Origin of the sequence: Allostigmatella hybrida, assembly GCF_020103775.1 — a bacterium.
GTDB lineage: Bacteria > Myxococcota > Myxococcia > Myxococcales > Myxococcaceae > Hyalangium > Hyalangium aurantiaca.
This window is the reverse complement of record NZ_JAHXBH010000044.1, coordinates 1-21,715: the sequence shown is the minus strand read 5'-3', so window position 1 is coordinate 21,715 and position 21,715 is coordinate 1. Positions and strand designations below refer to the sequence as shown.

Below are 21,715 nucleotides of genomic sequence, written 5' to 3'. Positions count from 1 at the left end.
GGACGCTGAGCCATTGCCACCTCGATCCCGAGCCGGGCGAAGGTGGGGATGTCACGTCATCGCATCAAGCCCTCAGCGAAGCAGTGTCCGTTTCCTACCCGACAGCACCCCAGGGTGCCCCTCCCACCTATGGCTTCCCGGCGGGCGCGTTCAAAGGCGTGCCCACCGCGTGCTCCGCGTACTGCGGCAAACCATCTGTGATGGTGAACCAGGGCGCCTTCGAGCCGACGAAGATGTGTTCGGTGGGGCGGAGGGAGGGGGCGTCCGTGAGAGTGCCCAGGGTGACGTGGACATAGGCCCCGTCGCGCACCAGCGAATACAGGAGCGAGCCGCAGGGCTTGCAGTGGGCATCGTGATTCTCTTCGCTCCCGTAGAGGAGCAGGCGGTCCGCGCCTTGGGTGACGCGCAGCTTCTCGCGCTCGATGCCAGCGAAGGGCTTGAAGGCCGAGCCCGTCGCCCGGCGGCAGTTCGAGCAGTGGCAGTTGGCGGCGTACAGAAAGGCATCGGCCACCTCGTACTGGACAGCGCCACAGAGGCACTGTCCAGCCAGGACGGAGGCGTCGTTGGGCGTCGGGCGGGACATGGGTCCTCTTCGGTGAGCAGCTCGAGCGAAGAGAGTGTCCCATGCGTCCTGTTGTACGCCGCACATTTCCTGCGGCATCCCCCTTCCGAAGGCTGCATCCCGCCCGGCGGTTCCTACCTTCGGGGCATGTTTTTCTTCTTCTCCAACAAGCTAGGCTGCCTGGGCTCCATCGCCGTCTCGCTCGCCCTGTCCGGACTGCTGTACTTCCTCTTCTTCCGCGCGGGCTGAGCGCGGCTTGCGCTGGGGCAGCCGGGAGCGCAGCCACGCGAAGCTGAACGCCTCATCGTACGGCCGCAGCAGCAGCACGAGCGCACCGAACATGATCAGCGCGAAGCTGATCAACCCGTGGAAGAAGATGATGCCGGTGTGGAAGAGCAACCCGAAGGGCAGCAGCGCCCTGCGTACGCCCCGGCTCAGGACCAGCCCCAGCGCGAGCCAGAACTCGAGGATGAGCACGGACCAGGTGAGGGGCGCCACCAGGGGGCTGCTCAGCACGGGCAGCATCAACCGGGCCAGCCAGTCCGGCGCGCCGATGCTGGGGTCCAACAGCCAGTAGTACAGCGCCGTCCCATCCACCCACTCCGGCACCTTGAACTTCCCGACGGAGGCGTGGAGGTAGATGAAGGCCACCTGCCCTCGCAGGAGCAACCAGGAGACCCGGGCGATGAGCCGGGACTCGTCACTGCCCCCTTCCACCGGCGGATCCCAATGCCAGCGCCGCCCATCCGTCAGCGTCATGGGCACCAGCAAGAACGCGAGCACGGAGGCGATCTGGTCTCCGCCATCCGTCAGCACCCCAGACCACTGCAGGCTGACCGCGACCCACCAGTGCAGCAGACCCGTGACGCGCGGCCGCCAGCCCGAGGCCACCAGCAGCAGCAGCAGCACCGCCGTCCAGCGCGCCACCTCCAGCCAGCCCGCCGGGAGCACACAGAAGAGGGAGGCCTGCCGGACTCCCTCGCACAGGGGAACGTCGGCCATGCCCACCGCCGGGCGGAACAGCGTCGAGGAGTGGCTGAAGGCCAGCGTGCCACCCGTCCCCAGGGCGATCAGGGTCCGGGCCAGGCCGTAGACATTGCTCCAGGGGGCAGGGCCCGCCACCCAGGCGCTCGCGCGGTTTCCAAGTTGGGTCAGCATTCGATGTCCAGCCTCAGGACCTTGGAGGGCATGATGATCTTCTTCTCCCGGCTGGAGTGGCTCCACGCCCAGGGCACGGCTCGCTGAAAGACGAACCCCACCTCGCCACAGAGCGTGGGGTGGGGGCTGGTATTGCTCAGCTTGCTCGCCACCGGCGCGCGATCCAGGCACGCCACCGGCGCCTCCTCACACGCCTGGCGATCCGCCTCGCGGGCCGCATCCATCAACAAGCCTATCTCCACCCCCTGGGCGCGGCCGGCCCGGTCGATGCCGAAGAAGTTCCGGGGCTGAAAGTTGGGCGTGTGGCTGGCCATGCTCCACTGCGCGTCCGCGCCCCGGACGTACGGCAGCATCCGGTCATCGCGTGGGTCGCGTGTGAAGAAGGCCCAGCCCTCGGGCAGCACCAGCCGGATGTCGAACCGGTCCGCGAAGGGCAACTGGATGGGGTTGTATGGCAGGGCCGCGTGCAGGGCGTAGGCCGCCACGGTGGACCAACCGATGAGCAACCCCAGGGCCAGCAAACCCAGGCGGCGCGGCCCTGCGGAGCGGGAGACTTTAGAGGGAGTATCAGTCACGGCATGCCCACGGGACGGAGAAGGGAAAAGGGGGCCCCCGCATGGACTCGCAGGGGCACCCCGAGGCGCATCCGGGCGTTACTGGGCGTCGAAGGCCTTGTTCGCCAGGAGGTCCACCCACGTGTCACGGCGCAGGGCGCTGGCCTGAGGGCCCTCGGTCACCGGCGTCACGTCGATCTGGGTGATGAGGATGGTGGCCAGGGCGACGATGACCACCGCCACGGCGGTCTCCACGTAGAGCCAGGTGCCTGCCTCGACCTGCTCCAGGGCGAGGGCGCTCACGTCCTCCGGCAGACCGGCCTCCTTGCGAAGGGCGGAGGCGGCGGCGTGGGTCTTCTCCTTGGTCTCCGTGAGCAGCCGGTCAATGCGCAGATGCTCGCCGCTGCGCAGCTCGCGCGAGAAGCGGTCGAAGAAGGTGGGGTCCTGCTCGGAGATCTTCGCGATGAGCTGCGTCGCGGCCAGCTCGCGCTGCTCCATGACGCCCGGCTTCGCCAGGAGGGCCTTGACGTCCGCCCGCTCCCAGATCTCCTGGAACTGCGCCGCGCCGGGGCCGACGCCGAAGACCATGCCCTTGTAGAGCTCACTGCCCGTGAGGGCCTGGCGGCGGGCCACGGACGAGGGGCTGTCGCCCCCAGAATCCATGGGGCCTCCGCAGCCCACGCCGAACGTGGTGAAGGTAAGGGCCGCCATCGACGCTGCGATGAACTTCCTGGGGGCTGAACGCTTCATGCTTTCTCCTCGCCGGGTTGAGATGCGTGTGGCCGCGGGATACGGCCTAAAGGGGGAACGCGCATCTGTCCTGATTCTCCATGAAACTCTTTTGAACCGCAACCAGTCTCATGAAAAAAAAGTACCCCTGCTGGAAAAATTTCCAGCGCGAGGCTCGGCATCTGCGAGGCCTCCCCTCCGCAAAATCGCCCGGAGCTGTGCGACTTTTTCCGGTGGCGCGTGACACCCTGAGCGGATCCACTCCGTTTGGGAGCTTGCCTTGTCTTTGAAGAAGATCTTCCTCGCCCTCGGCACCGCCTTCGTGCTGGGGCTCGGGCTGCTCGGTGTATTTCTCTATCGCACTGCCCTCCCCTCCAGCGCGGACCACCAGCTGTTGACCCTCGTGTCGAGTGACAGGGTCGCATTCTCGGTGGCGCTCAACCTGCGGCTGCTCAAGTCCGCCCGCTCCACCGCCGAGGGGAAGGACCGGCTCGACAAGGCCGAGAAGTACCTGCTCAAGGCCGGGAACATCCCTGACTGGCAGCGGGAACTGTTCTTGGAGACGTTCTCGTCCATCGCCTCGGGCCACATGAAGACGGACGCGGACGTGGCGCCCTTCCGGGTGTTCGCCGTCCAAGGTCCGGCTGATCAGGCCCTCAAAGCCCTGGAGGCCCAGAAGGTGCTCGAGGCCACCTCGGGCGAGGACTACGTCTTCATCGACCCGGAGACGTGCGCCCGCGAAGCGCCGTTGCGGCTGGTCCGGGGCGATCGGCTCCTCGCCTTCGTGCCCGCCGCGCTCGCGGCAGAGGTCTCGGCGCGGCTCACTCAGGAGCCCAGCCTGGAAATGGAGACGCTGTTGATCGGCCGGGCCGACGTCCGCGTGCAGCCCTATCTTGAGGCCCTGGCTCCCGGCATGGTGCAGATGATCGCGGAGCAATTGAACCTGGCCCAGCAAGCCCGGAGTCTGGCGCTGTCGCTGCGAGCGGACAAGAACGGAGGGGTGTGGGCGGAGCTCGACGTGGCCGGGGACGGCTCGAAGCAACTGCAAGCCCTGTGGGAGGAGAAGACGAACGCGGAGCCGTCGCTGAAGGCCGTGGTGGAGAAGGCCGTCACGCTTCAGCCCGGTGAGGGCTCGCTGCGCTTCACCTTTGACGTGAACGCACTCCAGCAGCAAGCGGAGGAGCTCGGCCAGTCGATGGCCCTGACCCAGAAGCCCCTGAAGGAAGAGGACTTGAAGGCCCTCACCGAGGAAGAGGTGCTCGAGCCCGAGGAGGTCTTCGCCTATGAGCAGGCGCTCACGCCCGAGGCCTTCTACTCCCTCTCGAGCGAGGAGTGCCGGCTCTCCGGCCTGCCGCTGGCAGGCAACGGCAAGCTGAGCATCGCCTTCGAGTCCCTGAGCGCCCGGCTCAACCAGCCAGGGGTCGACTTCGTGCGCTTGTTGGCTCGGTCCTGTCTGCCCCCGCCTTACCTGCCACTTCTCTCGCAGCGGCCCATGCTGGAGGTGTCCCTCCGAAGCCCCGAGCCCGACCGGCACTTCTGTGGTCCGCTCGCGGGGGAGAAGAATGGGCTCTCCTCCAAGCAGAGCCTCAGCAAGGCCTGGGAGGATCACAGCTCGGTCCGCAGCCACGTCTCCTTCGCCTTCAAGCCAGGGGTGGACACGCAGAAGCTGGCGGCCATCGAGGGCTCGGTCACCCAGAACGTCCCGACGGGGGTCAAGACGCTCAAGATGGACTTCCGTCCTCCCTACGCCCGGGCGCGGCTTGCCCTTCCCGAGGGCGCGCTGTCCGTGGAGGGCACCGGGAGCGGCGAGCAGGGATTGACCTTCGCGGTGAACGGCGAGGGGACCTACCCCACGATCCTGGCGGTGCGTGCGTTGAATCAGGACGGCAAGTACCTCAAGACCCAAACGTGGTCTTCGGATTCGGGCTCGCTCTTCGACCTGCCCATCCTGAGCTGGTTCACCTCCGAGGGCTTGACGGTGCGCACCCAGGGCAGACCGGTGCAATTGGAGGTGGTCGTGGTGGACGCCTCCACACCGCTGACCCACCCCTTCACCTTCAAGCCTCCCTTTCCAGCCTCGCCGCCGCCGGAGAACGAGGACGAAGAGGACGCGCCAGAGGACGAGGCCGGAGAAGACCCGTCACCGGTGGCCCTCACCCAGGACTTCTACGAGAAGACGTACCTGGCTCCCGGCGCTCTTGCCCAGACCCAGGAGTGGGTAGCGAGCTATCTGGAGCGCGAGGAGGAGGTCATCAACAGCCGGATCCCCGTGGCCTCGCCGATCCAGATCTTCCTGTGGAAGGAGGGGATGTTCCAGGGGAACCTCGGCATCATGCGGTTGCGCGGCCTGATGCAAGAGTTTCAGCGGATGGGCACGAAGCTCGAGCTGGAGATCCAGGAGGTCGACTTCGCCGACGGAACGCGCCTGCGCCCCGCGGACCTCGAGGCGTACGAGGAGACCGAGTGGGGCAAGCGCCGCGTCTGGGGCTCCGGAATGGGTCCGGTGACCTGGCGCACGGCCATCTCTTTTGACTCGGCCAACATCTATCACAATGAAATCACGGGAACCTTCTTCGATGACTACATCCCCGACCGCATGGAGGACGTTCCCGTCGCGCGGATCAAAGGACAGTTTTCGCTCTCCCTGCCCAAGACCGTCGAGGTGTCGCCCGACGCCCCCTTGAGCCTGCACGCCCCTATCGAGATGGGGGGAATCCGCTTCCGGGTCCTGAGCATCGAGCCGGAGGGCATCAGCATCCTGGGTGAAGGAGAGGGCCAGGAGAACACTGGCATCTCGACGGTCTTCTCGGCGGGAGGCAGGTCCGTGAAGGCCACCCTGAAGGAACGGAAGGACTTCTCGGACGGCTTCCGGCTCGACTTCGAGACCGAGGAGCCCGCGCGCGCGTGGAAGGTGAGCCGGCCCCAGGGCGGGTTCAAGACCTATACCTATCCGTTCGAGCTCGTCACCCAGGAGCCGAAGCGCTCCTCCCGGCAAGCCAAGAACTGACGGCAGCCCAACCGGCCCACGCCCGCGTGGAGGATGTTGCAAAATTACGAACAACTTCGTAGTACGAAGGACTTCGTAACTTGTGAGGTTCTTATGCCCGGAAGCTGTGCACTCCCGAAGTTCATGATGCTCTGCCTGGCCGTCTGTGCCGGTGTGTGGGCCATGCCCGCGAGAGCCTCCGCACAGGAGTCTTCAGAGCGTTCCTCGTTCGCCGAGATCCTCCGGGAGGCCGAGGCAAAGACCGCAGCGAAGGCGTGGAAGGAGGCCGCACACCTCTGGGCGCGTGTCGTCCAGGCAAACCCGGTCAACCCCGAGTTCTGGAACGCGCTCGGAGACGCCCACTCCCAAGCCGCGGACTACCTGGCGGCCGTCCCTGCCTATGAGAAGGCCCTCGCGCTCGGCGGTCCCCTGCCAGCCAAGGCCGCCTACAACATCGCCCGCTGCCATGCGCTGGCGGGAAAGAAGGAGCTCGCGCTTCAGGCGCTCGAGCGGGCCCTCACGCTGGGCTTTCCCAGCTTGGGCTTCGCCGCGCGAGACGAGGCTTTCCAGTCACTGCGCCAGGAGCCCCGGTTCAAGAAGATGCTCGGCCTGACGGATGCCTCGAACATGCCGCGCGTCGAAGGATGGCGCAGCGACCTCGCGCTGCTCGCGCGAGAGGCGCACCGCAAGGGCTTCAACGTCCACCGGTCCGTCACGCGCGAGCAGTTCGACGCCAAGGTGCGGGAGCTCCACGGCGCCATTCCCCGGCTGACCGACGGGCAGGTCATCCTCGGCCTCATGAAGCTGATGGTCTTCCTCGATGACGGCCACACGGCGGTGCTCAACTTCGGCGAGAACCCGTTCTTCCGCTCGATGCTCCCGATGCAGTTCTACTGGTTCGACGAGGGGCTGTTCGTGATCTCCGCCGACCCGAAGCACAAGGATCTGCTCGGCGCGCAGGTGCTCGAACTCGATGGGCGCCCGGCCCTCCAGGTGCTCGAGGCGTTAACGCCCTACGTCAACCGTGACCGCGGCAACCCGGTATGGCCCAAGCAACGCACGCCGTACATGCTGCGCAACCTGGCTCTGCTCCAGGCCGCCGGGCTGATCAAAAGCTCCGGGCAAGTGACGCTCACGGTGCGTGACCTCTCAGGGGCCATGCGCAGCGTGGTGGCCACGGCCGATACCACGCAGCCGGACATCTGGAACAAGCTCCCGAACCCTCCCTCCTGGGTGAACTTCGCCTCGACGCTCGGCACGCCGCCGCTCTACCTGCGGAGCATGAACAAGCGCTACTGGTTCGAGTATCTGCCCGAGCACAAGGCGGTCTACTTCCAGTTCAACTCGGTGCTCGACGGCGAGAAGGAACCGCTCGCGTCATTCACCGAGAGGCTGTTCCAGTTCATCGAACAGAATGACGTTGGCAAGCTCATCATCGACATGCGGTGGAACAACGGCGGCAACACGGCCCTGTCACAACCGCTCGTGCGCGGACTCATCAGCAACCGGAAGATCAACCAGCGCGGGAAGCTGTTCGTCATCATTGGCCGCAGAACCTACTCAGCGGCGCAGAACACGGCGACCTACATCGAGCGCTACACGGATGCGATCTTCGCCGGAGAGCCCACGGGCTCGAGCCCGAACTTCGTTGGCGAGGAGAGCATGGTGGTGTTGCCTTACAGCAAGCTCGTCGCCAACGTCTCGCACCTCTTCTGGCAGAGTTCCTGGCCCCAGGACCAGCGCATCTGGCTTCCGCCACACCTCTATACGCCACCCACCTTCGCTGACTTCCGCACGGGCCGCGACGCGGCACTCGACGCGGTGCTCTCGTACCCTCCAGCGTTCTGAGCCAGACACCTTCTGCGCCTCGTAGCGCTGCTGTAACCTCGGGGCTGTCCCTCGCTAAGGATCTCCCCATGAACTGGCAGCCCCTGCCCCGCCTGCACTGGCTGGTGGGCACCACCGCCCTGCTGTCGCTTACCGCCTGCGGCAACGACACCCCGGACCCGGACGGCGGTACGCCCGAGCCGCTCGTCTGTGACGCACAGACCTATGCCACAGCGGTGCGAGATGCCGCCGGGCCGGACTCGGAGGACATCTACAACGGCCTGTGGGCCATCACCCCCTCCAACCCAAAGCTGATCTGGAACGAGTCGCGGACAGCGGTACGCATGGTGACCTGGACCACCGCCACCGGCTACACGCAGGGCGACAACACCCTCCCGGCCGAGGTCTGGCTCACCCCCGCGCCCCAGCTCCAGGCGCTGTGCAAGACAGTCCCTTCGGAACAGCTTGTCCCGCGCATCAACCAGTACCTCGGCCTGCCTCCGGCGACGGAGCAGGACGCGTCGAGCTACATCGTCGAGATGTGGGTCAAGCCGGAGGACATGTTCCGGCCCTGCCCGGACGCGGAGATCGATGACACCTCCTGCGGCCTGACCTTCCCAGCCTCGGCCACCGACGCGCACAAGGACTGGATGAACGCCAACTATGCGTTCAGCTTCAGCTTCTGGCAGCAGCCTCATTACCCATGGACAGGCCTGGGCTACACCTATGACTGGTGCAATGCCGAGACTCGCGTGGGCGCCAGCGAGTACGTCGTCCGCGCTGGCTCCACCGTCAACGTGACGGGGCTGATTCAGCGCGACACCTACTGCGCTCCGTAGCGCTGCCCGGACACCCGGAGTCTAGCGCCTCTTCTGAAGCTTCACGATTGACTCAAGGATAGGTCATGGACACGGATTTCTATTTGCTCGGCCATGAGTCTGCGGAGGAGCGCCGTCTGGTTCGCCAGGCGCAAGAGCTGGCGGGGGAGACGCGCTGGCTCTTCGACCAACTCGACCTCCCTGTAGGCGCCCGCGCGATCGACCTGGGCTGTGGTCCGCGCGGCGTGCTCGATCTCCTCTCCGCGCGAGTGGGCTCCTCCGGCACGGTGGTGGGCCTCGATCGCGGTGAGGACACGCTCGCTCGCGCACGAACGTTCGTGGCCGAACAGGGCCTGCACAACGTGGAGCTGATTCAAGGGGATGCGCGCGCGACGGGGCAGCCGCCCAGCTCATTCGATCTCGTCCACGCGCGTCTCGTGCTCGTCAACGTCCCGCGGCCCGAGGAAATCGTCCGTGAGATGGTGGCGCTGGCGCGGCCGGGCGGCGTGGTCGCCAGCCACGAAGCCGACTACTTGCCACACCGCTGCGATCCGCCCTGCTCGGCGTGGGATCGTCTCTTCGAACTCTTTCAGGCACACTCGCGCGCTCACGGCGTCGACTTGTTCGTGGGCAGCCGCTCCCACCGCCTGCTTCGCGAGGCCGGACTGACGGATATCCAGGTCCGGCCCCTCATTCACATCTATCCGAAGGGTCATCCACGCCGCGAGATCTTCGTCCACTTCATCCAGAACATCCGCACGGAGCTGCTCGAAGCCGGAAGGATCGACGCCAAGGAGTTGGACGGCCTGATGGCCGAGCTCGTGGCACATCTGGTGCGCGAAGACGTGCTCGTGATTTCACACATGTTCTTCCAAGTGTGGGGACGAAAGCCCAACCCTGCCGGGTGACGGCCGGACTCAAGGCTTCCCAGGGCCTCCCTCCGTTCTGGGCGTCGCCCAGATGGCGCTGTGGGCCTCGGGCGCGTCCGGGGACGCCTCCGCCGTATAGAAGTAGGCCGCGAGCGCGGCTCGGCCCCGTCCCTCGGGACACTCCAGCGGGGCTGGGTGCCCATGCCAGTGGTCATCGCCATGGGCCATCACCACCAGCCGATCGAGGAGCGGAGCGATTCTCGTCTCGCACCTGGAGAGGCTGGCATTCCACAGCTCGAGGTCGCCGCCCCAGGCGGGCTCCCAGCCGGGGTTCAGGTAGTAGAGGACGGTGATCCGCCGTAAGAGCGCGCGGAAGCGATCCCGGTTGAAGTCCGCGTGAAGCGCCAGATGGCCCCCACGCAGCGTGAGGTGCAGCCCGGCGCCCCGGAAATGCGGATCCGCGATGAGCCCCTGCACGCCGGTGAGCGTCTCCAGGAAGTCGAGGAACGGCATGCTCGAAAACTCCGAGAGCAGATGCCGGAGCGCTCCGTGCACATCCTCGAATGCCTTGCGCTGGAGCTGTCCCAGGCGCGCCGCCTGTTCCAGATGATCCCGCCGCTTCCAGTTGGCCTCGGCTGCGCCCGGGAAGACCCCCGCCAGTCCGGAGGCCAGCCGCTCTCCCAGGAAGCCATCGATGACAACGTGGGGATAGGGCCGCGCGGCGCCGTAGGTGTCACGATGGGCCAGTGCGAGCGAGCGGAGCGCCGTACGGGAGAAGAAGAAGCTCGGCCCCAGCAACGGGCCTTCATTGAGGGTCGCGACGCTCACGGGAGATCTCCATCTGGGTTGCCGGCCTTCGATGATGCCATGAGCACCTGGTGAGGCCCCCCTCCGGGTGCCAGGGGCGTCGTTGCCCCGGCCGGCCTGGGCGTGCCATCGTGCGCCTCTGAAGCGATGTCTTCCTCCCCTCCTCCCAGTCCCCGGGCCACCCGGCCCCTCGCCGCTGGTCCCTCGCCGGGAGAGGACGAGCGCGCATCCTTGCTCGTCCTGGAAGGCGAATCGTCGTTTCGCTTCCCCCTGCCCACCTCGGGCGTGGTGCTCATCGGCCGGGATGCCGAGGCCAGCCTGCGCCTGCGGGATGACAGCGTCTCCCGGCGCCATGCGCGCCTGGCCCTCCAGGGGGGCGAAGTCCGTATCATCGATCTCGGCAGCCACAACGGCACGCTCGTCAACGGCCAGCGCGTCGAGGGCGCTCGCCGCCTGGCATCCGGGGATGTGGTGACGCTCGGAACGGTCGTCGCCGTGCTTCGCACCAGCACGCGCGCCGCAGCCACCGGCCACACATTGGAGCCTGACGCCCTGATGGAGCGCCTGCGTGGGGAAGTTGAGCGCTCCCTGCGCTACGGCCGCCCCCTCGCCGTGCTCTCCCTGGCCCTTCCCGAGCCGGGCACCCACCGGGAAGCCGTGGACAGCGTCTGCGCCAACGAGCTCCATTCCGCCGAGGCCGCCGGTTGGATGGATGCCGGGCACCTGCTGTTGCTCCTGCCCGAGGTGTCCGGCGACGCGGGAGAGGAGGACCTCGGTGAGCGGGTGGAAGCACTGTCCGTGGCCTGCCCGGGTGCCCGCCTCGGCTACGCGGTGTGCCCCACCGATGGCTGCGATGCCGACACGCTCGTGGCCGCCGCCCGGGCTGCCTCCGACGGCGCCCCTCCGGGCCTGCTGCGGGCCGCCTCCGACAGCGCCACCCGGCTGTCGCTGGGGGAGCGCTCCCTCCTGCTGGCCGACCCGGCCATGGTGCACCTCTACTCCCTCATCCGGCGGCTGGCGGCCAGTGAGCTGCCCGTCCTCGTCAATGGCGAGACGGGCGTGGGGAAAGAGAACGCCGCGTTCGCCGTGCACCACTGGTCGCGCCGCTCCACGGGGCCCTTCATCACCCTCAACTGCGCCGCCATTCCCGAGGGGCTCGTGGAGAGCGAGCTGTTCGGCCATGACAAGGGCGCCTTCACCGGCGCCGCGGCCCCGAGGACGGGCCTCCTGGAGAGCGCCCATGGTGGCACCGTCTTCCTCGATGAGGTCGGCGAGCTGCCCTTGCCCGTCCAGGCCAAGCTGCTTCGCGTCTTGGAGACCAAGCGCATCACCCGCCTGGGTGAGGCCCGCGAGCGCTCCCTCGACATCCGCATTGTCGCCGCCACCCATCGGAACCTCGAGGCCGACGCGCAGGACGGCCGCTTCCGGCAGGACCTCTACTTCCGTCTCGGCGCCGCCACCGTGCTGCTGCCGCCCCTGCGCGAGCGGCCCAGGGAGATTTCCCTCCTGGCGCGCGCGTTCCTCACACAGGCCTGCCAGGCCCTGGGCCGGCGGGAGATGATGCTCTCCGCCGACACGCTCCGGGTGCTGTCCCACTACCGCTGGCCCGGCAACGTGCGCGAGCTGCGCAACCTCATGGACTTCGCCGCCGCCGCGGGAACCGGGGACGTGCTCGAACCGCACCACCTGCCCACGCGTGTCACGGGCGCCCCGGCCACCAGCGCCCCAGCCGGGGCTCCCCCACCCCCCGCACCGCGCAAGCCGCTCGCCGAAGAGCTCCGCGAGCTGGAGCGCCGGCGCATGGAAGAGGCGCTCCAGGAAGCCGAGGGCGTGCAGTCTCACGCCGCCGCGCTCATCGGCATGCCCATTCGCACCTTCCGCTTCAAGATGAGGCAGTTCGGACTGACGGCACGGGGGGCGCAGCGGGGAACCCCGTCCTCATGAAGGCGCCTGGAGGGACACCTCCACGCGAGTTCGAGGAGTACCGGCTGCGCCAGCCGCTCGGCCGCGGCACCATGGGGCAGGTGTACCTCGCCCACGACACGCTGCTGGACCGGCTGGTCGCGGTGAAGTTCGTGGTGACCTCCGGGGAGGCCCCCCTGGACGAAGCCCTCCGGGCGCGCTTCTTCCAGGAGGCCCGCGCGATTGCCCGGCTCCAGCACCCCAACGTGGTGGCCATTCACCGGGTGGGCGAGGTGCATCGCCAGCCCTACCTTGTCTCGGAGTTCATCCGGGGCACGCCGCTGGACAGGCTGGCCTTGCCCGTGGAGGGCCCCCGGGTGCTCCAGATCGGCATTGGCCTGGCGCGCGGGCTGGCCGCGGCCCATCGCTGTGGCGTCCTCCACCGCGACATCAAGCCCGCCAATGCCGTGCTCTCCGAGGATGGAGAGGTGAAGCTGCTGGACTTTGGGCTCGCGGAGCTGCTGGAGCCCCCGGCCGCCCAGGCCACCCGGCCTGTTGCTCCCCTTCCCGCCCCCGTGCCGCTGGAGCGGGAAACCCGCCCCCTCGCCCCCAGCCGCGAGACGCGTCCGCTGCTGGGCCGCCCGCCTCCCGTGTCAGCGCCTCCCCCGGAGTCCAGCGTCCCCACGCAGGCGGAAGCCCCCACGCCCCCCACCCCGCCCGAAGACGCGGGCGCCTCGGGCACCCCGCTCTACCTCGCCCCCGAGCTGTGGCGCGGAGAGCCCGCCAGCCGCGCCAGCGATGTCTACGCACTCGGGGTACTCCTCTACGAGCTCGCCACCGGCCATGCGCCCTACGAGGACGTCCCCCTCTCTCAACTCGCGCGCGCCGTGCGGGAACAACGCCCCCGTCCCCTGGCCGGATTCAGCCTGAGCCTGCCCCCGGGGTTCGCCGCCGTGGTGGACCGCTGCCTCGCCGAGGAGCCCTCCCTGCGCTTCCAATCCGGCGATGCGCTGCGTGACGCGATGGAGGCCCTCTCCCTCCCCACCGGAGCGGGGCCCCTGCCCGCTGGCAATCCCTACCGGGGCCTCCAGCCGTTCGACGCCGGTCACCGCCGCGTCTTCTTCGGCCGGGACGCCGCGCTGCGGGAGTTGCTCGACAGGCTCCGCGCCGACCCCTTCATCCTGGTGGCAGGCGACTCGGGGGTGGGCAAGTCCTCGCTGTGCCGTGCCGCCGTGCTCCCCACCGTGGCCGAATCCGGGCTCGACACCGGCGAGGTGCCCTGGAAGGTGGCGGCCTTCTCTCCGGGCCTGCGTCCCCTGGAAGCGCTCGTGGAGGCGCTCGCGCCCGTGCTGGACGAGCCCGCCTCTGCCCTGCTGGAGCGGGTGCAGCCCGGGGCAGAGCCGGGGGGCCTCGCGCGCCTCTGGCGCCAGCGTCCGGCGGAGGCTCCCCGCATCCTGCTCTTCGTGGACCAACTGGAGGAGCTCGTCACCTTCTGCCCTCCCGGCGAGGCGGCCCGGCTCGCCGAGGAGCTCGCCTTCATCATCCGCCGGGCCCCCCGCGCCCGCGTGCTGGCCACCGCGCGCAGTGATTGTCTGACCCGCCTCATGGCGCTCCCCGGCCTGGGCGATGAGCTGCCACGCGCCCTGCACTTGCTGAGAGCCCTCTCCCCTCAGGGGCTGCGCGAAGCCATTACCGCCCCCGCCCAGGCGCTCGGGGTGCGCTTCGAGTCCGAGGCCATGGTGGACGGGCTGGTGGCCGCCGCGGCACGCGAGGACGGAGGGCTGCCGCTGCTCCAGTTCACCCTGGCCGAGCTGTGGGAGGCCCGCGACCTGGAGCGGCAGATGCTGCCCGCGGCCGCGCTGGAGGCCCTGGGCGGGCTGGCGGGCGCCCTGGCCCGGCACGCGGACGCGGTGGTGGCCAGGCTGCGGCCGGAAGAGCGCTCCCGGGCGCGCACCTTGCTGCTGAAGCTCGTCACCCCCGAAGGAACGCGCGCACGGCGCACCGAGGCCGAGCTGCTCTCGGGCGGGGGGGACGCCGAAGGGCGTGCCGTGCTGGAGGGACTGGTGCGCGGACGGCTGCTGCTGGCCAGTGAAACCGAAGGGGGTGAGGGCCGCTACGAGCTGGCCCACGAGAGCCTCCTCACGGGCTGGGACACCCTGCGGGGGTGGCTCGGGCACGATGAGCTGCGCCGCGTGGCCACCCAACGGCTGGAGCGTGCCGCCGCCGAGTGGGAACGCCTGGGAGCCCCCGCGGAGCTGCTCTTCCAGGAGCGGCGGCTGGCCGAGACCGCCGCGGCGGGAGTCATCCCTCCCGGGCCTCGCGAGACCGAGTTCCTCACCCGCTCCCGGCGCGCGGCACGGGGGCGGCGGCTTCGGCGCTGGGCGCTGGTGGTGGCGGTGCCGGTGGGAGTCCTCGCGGGGGTGGGGGCGGTGCGGTTCCAGGCGCGGGCGCGGCTCGAGGCCGTGGTGGCGGAGCGCCTCACCGGTGTGCGGGCACAGTGGGCCGAGGCCCAGCGGCACGCGGAGGACGCCGGGCGGCTGCGGCAGGAGTCCTTCCACCTCTTCGGCCTTCCGGGCCGGGGGGAGGACGCGGAGGCCGTGTGGGCCCGCGCGCGGGAGGCAGACCAGGCGGCAGACTCGGGTTACGCGCGGGCCACCAGCGCGCTGGAGGCCGTGTGGAGCGTGGAGCCCAACCGCGGAGAGGTGAGAGCCCTGCTGGCGGACCTGCTCGCCGAGCGCGTCTCCCTGGCCTCGCGGGAGGGCCGCTGGGAGCAGCGGGAGGAGCTGATGGCGCGCCTGGCGGCCCATGATGCCTCGGGCGAGCGGCGGCGCCGGCTGGAGGCCCCCGCGCGCCTGTCCGTGAGGACCCAGCCTCCGGGGGCGCGGGTGTGGCTCCTGGCGCCCGGCGAGCCAGAAGGGGCGGGGCGGGAGCTGGGCTCGGCCCCACTGGACGCTGTGGCGCTGCCCACCGGCTCGCACCTGCTGCGGCTGGAGACCCCAGGCCGGGCGGACGTGCGCGTCTCCCTGCTGCTCCGCCCAGGCGAAACGCGGGCGCTGGCACTGGAGGTGCCCCCCGCGGAGGCCGTGCCCGAAGGCTTCCTCTACGTGCCCCCGGGACGCTTCCTTCAGGGCAGCGCGGACGAAGGGCTGCGGCGCACCTTCTTCAACACGGTGCCGCTGCATGAGGTGGAGACGAAGGGCTTCCTCATCGCCCGCCACGAGGTGACGTTCGCGGACTGGATGGCCTTCCTCGAGGCCCTGCCCACGGACGAGCGGGCCCGCCGCTTGCCTGGGACGCGCGGGGCGCGCAGCGGCGTGGTGCTGGAACAAAAGAAAGGACGCTGGCACCTCACGTTGCGGCCCACCTCGGGCACCTACTCGGCGTGGGAGGGCGAGCCCATCCGGTATGGCCGGCGCGACCGCCGGGCGGTGCAGGACTGGCGCCGCTTCCCGGTGTCGGCCATCTCCTTCGAGGACGCGCGGGCCTACACGGCGTGGCTGGATTCCACGGGCCGCCTCCCGGGCGCACGGCTGTGCACGGGCCGGGAATGGGAGCATGCCGCCCGGGGAGCGGACGGCCGGCTGTTCCCCTCGGGAGACCGGCTCGGACCGGACGATGCCAACATCGACGTGACGTATGGGCGGGAGCCCCTCGGCTTCGGCCCGGATGAGGTGGGCAGCCACCCCCGCTCGCGCAGCCCGTTCGGTGTGGAGGACATGGCCGGCAACGTGTGGGAGTGGACCCTCTCGGACGAGGCCATGACACAGCCCGTCATCCGGGGGGGAAGCTGGTTCCAGCTCGAGCTGGGCAGTCAGAGCGCCAACCGCGAGCCCATGGAGCCCACCCAGAGGGATCCCCTCATCGGATTGCGCCTGTGCGCCACCCTTCGGGGGCGGTGAGCGGCAACAGCAGCCGGTCAGCGGCAAGGTTTGCCGACCAAGCTTGCCGGTGGAGCCCCCGGAACGGGGCCAACGCCCCCTCATGCCGAGGCACTGGGGCATCTTCCCTCCGTGGCACGGCGGATGCTTTGGCAAGACGGCATGAACGGAACTCTCGCGATGAAGGTCCGGCGCCCGCTGTTCCACTTCTTCTGGTGGATGGGCGGCCTGGGCGCCTGTGGCGGCATGGCGGCGCCTGAAGACGCAGCCCTCTCCTTGAGCACGCACGCAGCGGCACAACAAAGCGCCCCTCCTTCCGAAGCGGATGGCTGGCCGATGCAAGGCACCCAGCTCCATGGCTCGAACCTGGTGAGCGCCTCCTTCCTCCGGGCCTCGCTCGGCCCCCAACTCATCGCGGACCTGCACCTGGAGAAGGGGGAGCTCGTCGGCACCGTGCCCCACACGCTCACCGGCTCGACGCCGAGCTTGCTGGCGTGCAAGGACATCACCCAGGGAAGCACGCGCTCCTGTGGGTTCACGTCCGTGGGCGTGGGAACGTGCACCCCGGGGACCAGCGTGAAGCTGAGCAGCGGCGGCGCCACCTCCTGCTGGGGACAGCCGGTGGTGCGCGTCTGCGCGGGCACCCAGCCCTGTGAGCACCTCAGCCCCTCGCGCCTCACCTCGGCGGAGAACGCCTGCGCCACTCCCAGCCCGATGGCCCCCTTCACCTGCCCTTCGAGCGGTGTCTACAACGTGCTCGCGGGCCCTGCCCAGCCCCCCATGGACTGGGGGATGACACCGGTTCCCAGCAGCGGAGCCCTCCCCGGCAAGCGTGTGGTGCGCGGCCTGGAGATGATCGGCGCGCGTCTCCAGGTGCAGCGGGGTGAGGAGGACACGTGGGTGTCCATCGGCGACGTGGTCAACGCCTCCCAGGTGCAGACCGCGGCCGGCAAGGCCTGGGATGCCACAGGCGACACCTTCCTCTACCGGCTGACGAGCCCGGTGCCCGGAGGCGCCCAGGAGGATGTGTGCCCTTCCGATGCGGACCATCCCAACGGGATGTGGGCCGTCCCGATGAAGGGCGTCTTCCATCCGTCCAGCGGCGAGCGCAAAGACAACGCACCGAACCGCTTTACCTTTGGCTGCGACACCGGCGTCATCGCCAAGTGCTACCGCTGGGGATACAAGCCCTGGCTGCCGCCGCAGGACCTGGATGAGCCACAGATGATGCAGGAGCTCCACGTGGCCTGCACGCGGATGGCCAGGGCGGACTACTGCGGCAACGGCACCCCTTATACCGAGGACGGAACCCCCATCCACCCGTGGGACCTGCTGCCCAAGGCCATCCGCCCGCTCACCCCGGGAGCCGCCACGCCGCTCTTCGAGGCGGGCTGGAGCCCCACCGGCGCGGTCTGCTTGAGCAAGACCCGCTGGGAGAGCCTGAAGCCCCTGCCGGCCCACTGTCCCCTGGTGGCCCCCAGCTGGATCGTCCCCGGCGGCCAAGGGGCGCAGTGCCCTCCCGGCCAGGAGCGGGAATTCTCCACGGGAAGGCTGTGCGCCACCGTCTGTAATTCGGCGGAGGAAGCGCTGGCCTACCAAAGCACCCTCAAGCTCTTCAACGAGTCCCAATACAACTCCGGGCCGTGAACGGCACAGGCTGTCCGCCTGTCTTCAAACCCAACCCAACCGCACTGAATGACTTGGGGACTGCCCGTCCCAGGGAGCCGTCATGCCCAGAAAACACCTCCTCCTCTCTCTCCCCCTGTTCTTGATAGGAATTGCCGCCGGGGCAATCGCCCTGACGCAAGAGCCCCTCTCCCCCCCGGAGCCCCCGCAGGCCGGGAGCCCGGCCTCCAGCGCCTCCACGCACGCAGCGCCCGCCCTGGCGGCGCCCCTTTCCCCCCAGAAGCGCCCGGACAGCACCCGTGCCTGGGTGCCGGGCATGCAGTACCGCTACGCGCTGGACTCCACTCAGGAGGTTTCCTCCGTCCCGTCCCAGCCCGGAGCCCAGACGCCCCCGGGCATGCGCTTCCACCTCCGGGGAGAGTGGCGGGTCGGCATCGTCTCGGTGGAAGGCGCGCAGGTCCACGCCCGCGTCCAGCTGGTGCCCTCCTCTTCCGAAGTGAGCCTGGAAGGAGAGCAAGTGCTTGCCCCCGAGGTGCGGCGCACCTTCGAAGCCGGCCTGGCCCAGCCCTTCTTCATCACCCTGAACGGCTCGGGCGCCGTGCAGCTCGTCCACTTCGAGCCTGGCACCGACATTCTCGTGCAGGGCCTGCTGCGCGCCACCGTGGCGGCCACCCAGCTTGTGTGGACTGGCCCCTCTCACCTCACCTGGCAGACCGAGGAGATGGACACCACGGGCCGCTACTCCGCCCGGTACACCCGCAAGAGCGCCTCGCGCTTCGAGAAGTCCAAGCTGGCCTACTCGCACCTGGCCACCCCCGAGGGGCTCCACCCGCTGGAAGACAGCCCCCGCGTGAGCGTCAGCGCCCTCACCACCTTCGAGGTGGGGGAGGACTTCTGGCCCAGCGCCCTCCAGGCCCGTGAGCACCTGGAGGTGGACTCCGGGCCCTCCCTGATCAAGGCCGTCAGCTCCCTTCAGGTGGAGCTCGCTCTCAAGGGCCGCGGCCAGGACAGCTCCCTGCTGGGCGCGCTCGACGCGCGCCGGGGCCGGCTCGTCACCCTGCCGCTGGCCAGCTACCAGGGCCAGGAGCAGGACCCCCGGGTGGCGCTGCGCCAGGTGCTCGCGGGAAAGACCTTCGATGCGCTGGTGAAGGACCTTCACGCCCTGCCTTCCAACGAGCAGGAGCGCGACAGCGCGCGGACCCGGGCCCTGGAGCAGCTGAGGGCCCTCTTTCTCCTGGAGCCTGGCCAGGCCCTCCTCGTCCACGCCACGCTGAGCGCGGGCATGGAGCCACAGGCCGCCAGCCCCCTGCTCGGCGCCCTCTCGGCCGCCAGCACCCCGGAGTGCCTCCAGGCGCTCTCCCGCATCGCCGAGGACGGCGCCCTCGCGGGGACGGTGCGCCTGGATGCCGTGGCGGCCTTGGGCATGGCCTCCACCCCGAACGCAGAAGGCGTCACCACGCTGCGCACGCTGTCGCACGGCGCCGACCCGGAGCTGGCCAGCACCGCCACCCTGGGCCTGGGCAACGCCGCCATGAAGATGGGCCCAGGCCAGGCACGCGATGCCGAGACACTCGTCCACGAGCTGAGCAGCGCCTACCACGCCACGGGCCAGCCCGAACAGCAGACCCTGGTGCTGCGCGCCCTGGGCAACACCCGCAACCCCAGCGCGCTGCCCACCCTTCAGTCGGCCCTCGCATCCCCCTCCCCGGCGGTGCGCTCCGCCGCCGTCGAGGCCCTGCGCGGCATGCCCGCCCCGGGCGCCGACCAGCTGCTGTCGTCCATTCTCCTCCAGGACGCCACCGCCGAGGTGCGCCAGAGCGCCGTCTTCGCCAGCAGCTTCCGCCCCCTCACGCCGCTGCTGCCAGCGCTCGCCCAGGCCCTGCGCCTGGACCCCTCGGATCTCGTCCGCCGGGAGATCATCACCCTCGCCGGGGGCCAGCTTCCCGTGACGCCCGGGGCGCGCGTCCTCCTCGAGTGGAGCAGCCAGAACGAGCCCAACCCCAGCCTTCGCAACACCGCCCTCACCTTCCTCAGCGCGCGGGCTCCCTGAGCCGCGCGGTGTGGCTTGTCCCAAACCGTTTGTCTTTGTAACCCCCAACACGAAAGAGGCAGTCCATGTCCCGTTTCATCACCCGCACGCTGAGCGCCGCCCTGGCGCTCGTCCTTCCCACCCTGGCCGGAGCCCAGACCGCCGGAGACGGGTACTACGATCCGGAGGTCTACCAGGTCGAAGCCAAGTTCCCCGTGGTGGCCTACCCAGACGGATACACGCTGGAAAACAACTACAGCTGGGAGTCCAGCTTCGTCTACAGCCCCCGCTACCCGTACACCCCGGAGGAGCAGGAGGCGATCATCCTCGATGAGCTGAGAATCACGGGCGGCCGGCGCAGCACGGACACCGATGGGGTAACGGAAATCTCCATCATCCAGCCCACGATTCCAGAAGCCAGCCGGGAGGAGGCCCCGCCCGATGTGGAGGTCTATGAGGAGAATGGCCAGCCGCCCCCGCCCCAGTTCCAGATGCAGCCACAGGACTTCAACAAGACCCTGGCCCCCGCAGCATTCAGCGCGCGCTATTACATCAAGAAGGGTTTTGGCGGTAAGCTCTTCGGCGCGAGCTACTTCGTTGACACCTTCGTGAAGGCCACGGAGTCCACCTCCACCACCGCCAAGAAGGTTCAAGCGTATGTGGAGGGCAAGGTGAGCGCCATGGCGTTCAAGAGGACCGAGGATGTGATTCGGGCCCGCGCGGATGTGGCCGGACAGGGCGGCAGCACCAGCGGCACGGTGCGGCTGTACACCATGGGTCAGCAGATCTACGACAAGAGCCTGTCTGGCACCTTCTCCGCGGCCCCGCCCGATGCCACCCGCTCCTTCTTCACGGCCTCCAGGTCCTTCATGGTCGGCCCTGTCCCCATGACGGTCACGGCATCCCTCGCGGGCGGGGTGAAGCTGAACCTCACCGGGAAAGTCAGCGCCACGGAGGCCAAGCTGAACATGACCCCGGGTGGCAATGTCGCCGTGACGGCCTCGGTGGCCGTCAACGTCGTCATCTTCTCCTTCGGTGTCCAGGGAGATCTGAAGCTCATCAACATCTCCACGCCGGCGGTTGCCGAGCTCACCTGGCCGGCCTGCACGGCCCTCTCCTACAAGCTCAGCTCCAAGCGCATCCTGACCACGCTGTCGGGCCAGCTGAAGCTCTTCGCCAAGGTGACGATCTTCTGGTTCATCAAGAAGACCTGGTACGTGACGATCGCCAACTGGGCCGGGATCTCCGTGAGCGACACGCTCTTCAGCGCGTCCAACTCGTATCCGCTGGGAATCTGCCCAGGCGTCGCGCCGTCCGAGCCCTCCGCCCTGACGGCCCTGGCCACGATGCCGTAGCGCCCGTAGGCTTCGGCAACCACCCGTTCGGGCAGGTGGTTGCCGGCTGCCCACACAGCCTGGGAGGCGGGTCCCGGCGCGGGGGCCCACCCCAAAACCTGAGCATCAAGGACTGAGCCTGGGCCTTCTCCGAGATTGTTCCTATGCTCCGACGGTTTCGGCGCCATCGCCAGCGACATGAGCCGCCGCCTCACGAGCTTCACGCTCTAGCATCAGCCCTCGCGCTTCATCCGCTCCTGCCGCGCGGCTTCAGCTTTGCTCAGGTTGTCGAGCGCCGTGTCGGCGATCTTGACCTCGCCGCCCCGCTCATCGTGCGCGAGCATGAGCCCCGTGCTTGAGACGCGAGAACGGATCAGCTTATAGCTGTGCGGCGCTGACCCGTCCGCGAACAGCTTTTTGCCACCTCCAAGCACCACCGGCACCGTGAAAATCTTGATCGCGCCCGCGAGAAAGAAAAACCCAGCAACCCGTTAAGATTGCTGGGCTTCTCGGGATGGAGGCGGCGGGAATCGAACCCGCGCCGGGCGGTGCGAAACCTCTAAGCCATCGGAAGAAAGTTCGTTCAGAGGTGCTTCGTTCTCAGGGGGCGAAGCGCCCGAGACAAGGCGCCTGGGT

The 21,715-nt window shown here is 68.9% G+C and carries 15 protein-coding genes; 9 read left to right on the top strand and 6 right to left on the bottom strand.

Annotated features, from left to right (window positions below; genetic code table 11):
* Positions 1 to 127: 127 nt before the first annotated feature.
* The 4 genes from KY661_RS35175 to KY661_RS35160 form a co-directional block, all read right to left on the bottom strand.
* A complete protein-coding gene (locus KY661_RS35175) occupies positions 128 to 583 on the bottom strand; it encodes a GFA family protein (RefSeq protein ID WP_225414356.1) in 456 nt (151 codons plus the stop codon).
* A gap of 150 nt (positions 584 to 733) precedes the next feature.
* Positions 734 to 1,720: a sporulation-delaying protein SdpB family protein gene (locus KY661_RS35170; protein WP_225414355.1), complete on the bottom strand. Its 987-nt coding sequence runs from the start codon at positions 1,718 to 1,720 to the stop codon at positions 734 to 736.
* Complete coding sequence (locus KY661_RS35165; RefSeq protein ID WP_225414354.1) at positions 1,714 to 2,295, bottom strand: SdpA family antimicrobial peptide system protein; 582 nt, start codon at positions 2,293 to 2,295, stop codon at positions 1,714 to 1,716. The genes KY661_RS35170 and KY661_RS35165 overlap by 7 nt, the downstream gene beginning before the upstream one ends.
* A 78-nt stretch (positions 2,296 to 2,373) precedes the next feature.
* Positions 2,374 to 3,024, bottom strand: a complete 651-nt coding sequence (locus KY661_RS35160; RefSeq protein WP_225414353.1) for a sporulation delaying protein family toxin — start codon at positions 3,022 to 3,024, stop codon at positions 2,374 to 2,376.
* A 259-nt stretch (positions 3,025 to 3,283) separates the two neighbouring features.
* Between KY661_RS35160 and KY661_RS35155 the strand changes: the two genes are divergently transcribed.
* The 4 genes from KY661_RS35155 (at position 3,284) to KY661_RS35140 (ending at position 9,542) form a co-directional block, all read left to right on the top strand.
* Positions 3,284 to 6,010: a hypothetical protein gene (locus KY661_RS35155; RefSeq protein WP_225414352.1), complete on the top strand. Its 2,727-nt coding sequence runs from the start codon at positions 3,284 to 3,286 to the stop codon at positions 6,008 to 6,010.
* A 162-nt stretch (positions 6,011 to 6,172) separates the two neighbouring features.
* Positions 6,173 to 7,837 carry a TPR end-of-group domain-containing protein gene (locus tag KY661_RS35150; RefSeq protein WP_225414351.1) on the top strand — a complete coding sequence of 555 codons (1,665 nt, stop codon included), beginning with the start codon at positions 6,173 to 6,175 and terminating at the stop codon, positions 7,835 to 7,837.
* 68 nt (positions 7,838 to 7,905) lie between these two features.
* Positions 7,906 to 8,655 carry a hypothetical protein gene (locus KY661_RS35145; protein ID WP_225414350.1) on the top strand — a complete coding sequence of 250 codons (750 nt, stop codon included), beginning with the start codon at positions 7,906 to 7,908 and terminating at the stop codon, positions 8,653 to 8,655.
* Positions 8,656 to 8,720: 65 nt separating this feature from the next.
* Positions 8,721 to 9,542: a methyltransferase domain-containing protein gene (locus KY661_RS35140; RefSeq protein ID WP_225414349.1), complete on the top strand. Its 822-nt coding sequence runs from the start codon at positions 8,721 to 8,723 to the stop codon at positions 9,540 to 9,542.
* A 9-nt stretch (positions 9,543 to 9,551) separates the two neighbouring features.
* Here the strand turns inward: KY661_RS35140 and KY661_RS35135 are convergent, their stop codons facing one another.
* Complete coding sequence (locus KY661_RS35135; RefSeq protein WP_225414348.1) at positions 9,552 to 10,331, bottom strand: 2OG-Fe(II) oxygenase; 780 nt, start codon at positions 10,329 to 10,331, stop codon at positions 9,552 to 9,554.
* A 210-nt stretch (positions 10,332 to 10,541) separates the two neighbouring features.
* On the opposite strand from KY661_RS35135, the gene KY661_RS35130 reads away from it, so the two are divergent.
* From KY661_RS35130 to KY661_RS35110, 5 genes are all read left to right on the top strand, one after another.
* The gene (locus KY661_RS35130; protein WP_225414347.1) at positions 10,542 to 12,254 is read left to right on the top strand and encodes a sigma 54-interacting transcriptional regulator; all 1,713 of its coding nucleotides are present in this window, start codon (positions 10,542 to 10,544) and stop codon (positions 12,252 to 12,254) included.
* The gene (locus KY661_RS35125; RefSeq protein ID WP_225414346.1) at positions 12,251 to 16,111 is read left to right on the top strand and encodes an nSTAND1 domain-containing NTPase; all 3,861 of its coding nucleotides are present in this window, start codon (positions 12,251 to 12,253) and stop codon (positions 16,109 to 16,111) included. The genes KY661_RS35130 and KY661_RS35125 overlap by 4 nt, the downstream gene beginning before the upstream one ends.
* A 141-nt stretch (positions 16,112 to 16,252) precedes the next feature.
* On the top strand, positions 16,253 to 17,737 hold the full coding sequence (locus KY661_RS35120) for an ADYC domain-containing protein (RefSeq protein WP_225414345.1): 1,485 nt from the start codon (positions 16,253 to 16,255) through the stop codon (positions 17,735 to 17,737).
* A 295-nt stretch (positions 17,738 to 18,032) separates the two neighbouring features.
* Positions 18,033 to 19,766, top strand: coding sequence for a HEAT repeat domain-containing protein (locus tag KY661_RS35115; RefSeq protein ID WP_225414344.1), 1,734 nt, complete (start codon positions 18,033 to 18,035; stop codon positions 19,764 to 19,766).
* 65 nt (positions 19,767 to 19,831) lie between these two features.
* Complete coding sequence (locus KY661_RS35110) at positions 19,832 to 21,100, top strand: hypothetical protein (RefSeq protein WP_225414343.1); 1,269 nt, start codon at positions 19,832 to 19,834, stop codon at positions 21,098 to 21,100.
* 212 nt (positions 21,101 to 21,312) lie between these two features.
* On the opposite strand, the gene KY661_RS35105 is transcribed toward KY661_RS35110, so the two are convergent.
* Positions 21,313 to 21,522, bottom strand: a complete 210-nt coding sequence (locus tag KY661_RS35105; RefSeq protein WP_225414342.1) for a hypothetical protein — start codon at positions 21,520 to 21,522, stop codon at positions 21,313 to 21,315.
* Positions 21,523 to 21,715: the final 193 nt, after the last annotated feature.

Excerpts from the sequence above, each read along its gene's own strand:
- KY661_RS35140 (WP_225414349.1), top strand. The coding sequence starts at position 8,721 with ATGGACACGGATTTCTATTTGCTCGGCCATGAGTCTGCGGAGGAGCGC.
- KY661_RS35125 (WP_225414346.1), top strand. The coding sequence starts at position 12,251 with ATGAAGGCGCCTGGAGGGACACCTCCACGCGAGTTCGAGGAGTACCGG.
- KY661_RS35160 (WP_225414353.1), bottom strand. The coding sequence starts at position 3,024 with ATGAAGCGTTCAGCCCCCAGGAAGTTCATCGCAGCGTCGATGGCGGCC.
- KY661_RS35110 (WP_225414343.1), top strand. The coding sequence starts at position 19,832 with ATGTCCCGTTTCATCACCCGCACGCTGAGCGCCGCCCTGGCGCTCGTC.
- KY661_RS35175 (WP_225414356.1), bottom strand. The coding sequence starts at position 583 with ATGTCCCGCCCGACGCCCAACGACGCCTCCGTCCTGGCTGGACAGTGC.
- KY661_RS35120 (WP_225414345.1), top strand. The coding sequence starts at position 16,253 with ATGAACGGAACTCTCGCGATGAAGGTCCGGCGCCCGCTGTTCCACTTC.
- KY661_RS35150 (WP_225414351.1), top strand. The coding sequence starts at position 6,173 with ATGCCCGCGAGAGCCTCCGCACAGGAGTCTTCAGAGCGTTCCTCGTTC.
- KY661_RS35170 (WP_225414355.1), bottom strand. The coding sequence starts at position 1,720 with ATGCTGACCCAACTTGGAAACCGCGCGAGCGCCTGGGTGGCGGGCCCT.
- KY661_RS35145 (WP_225414350.1), top strand. The coding sequence starts at position 7,906 with ATGAACTGGCAGCCCCTGCCCCGCCTGCACTGGCTGGTGGGCACCACC.
- KY661_RS35115 (WP_225414344.1), top strand. The coding sequence starts at position 18,033 with ATGCAGTACCGCTACGCGCTGGACTCCACTCAGGAGGTTTCCTCCGTC.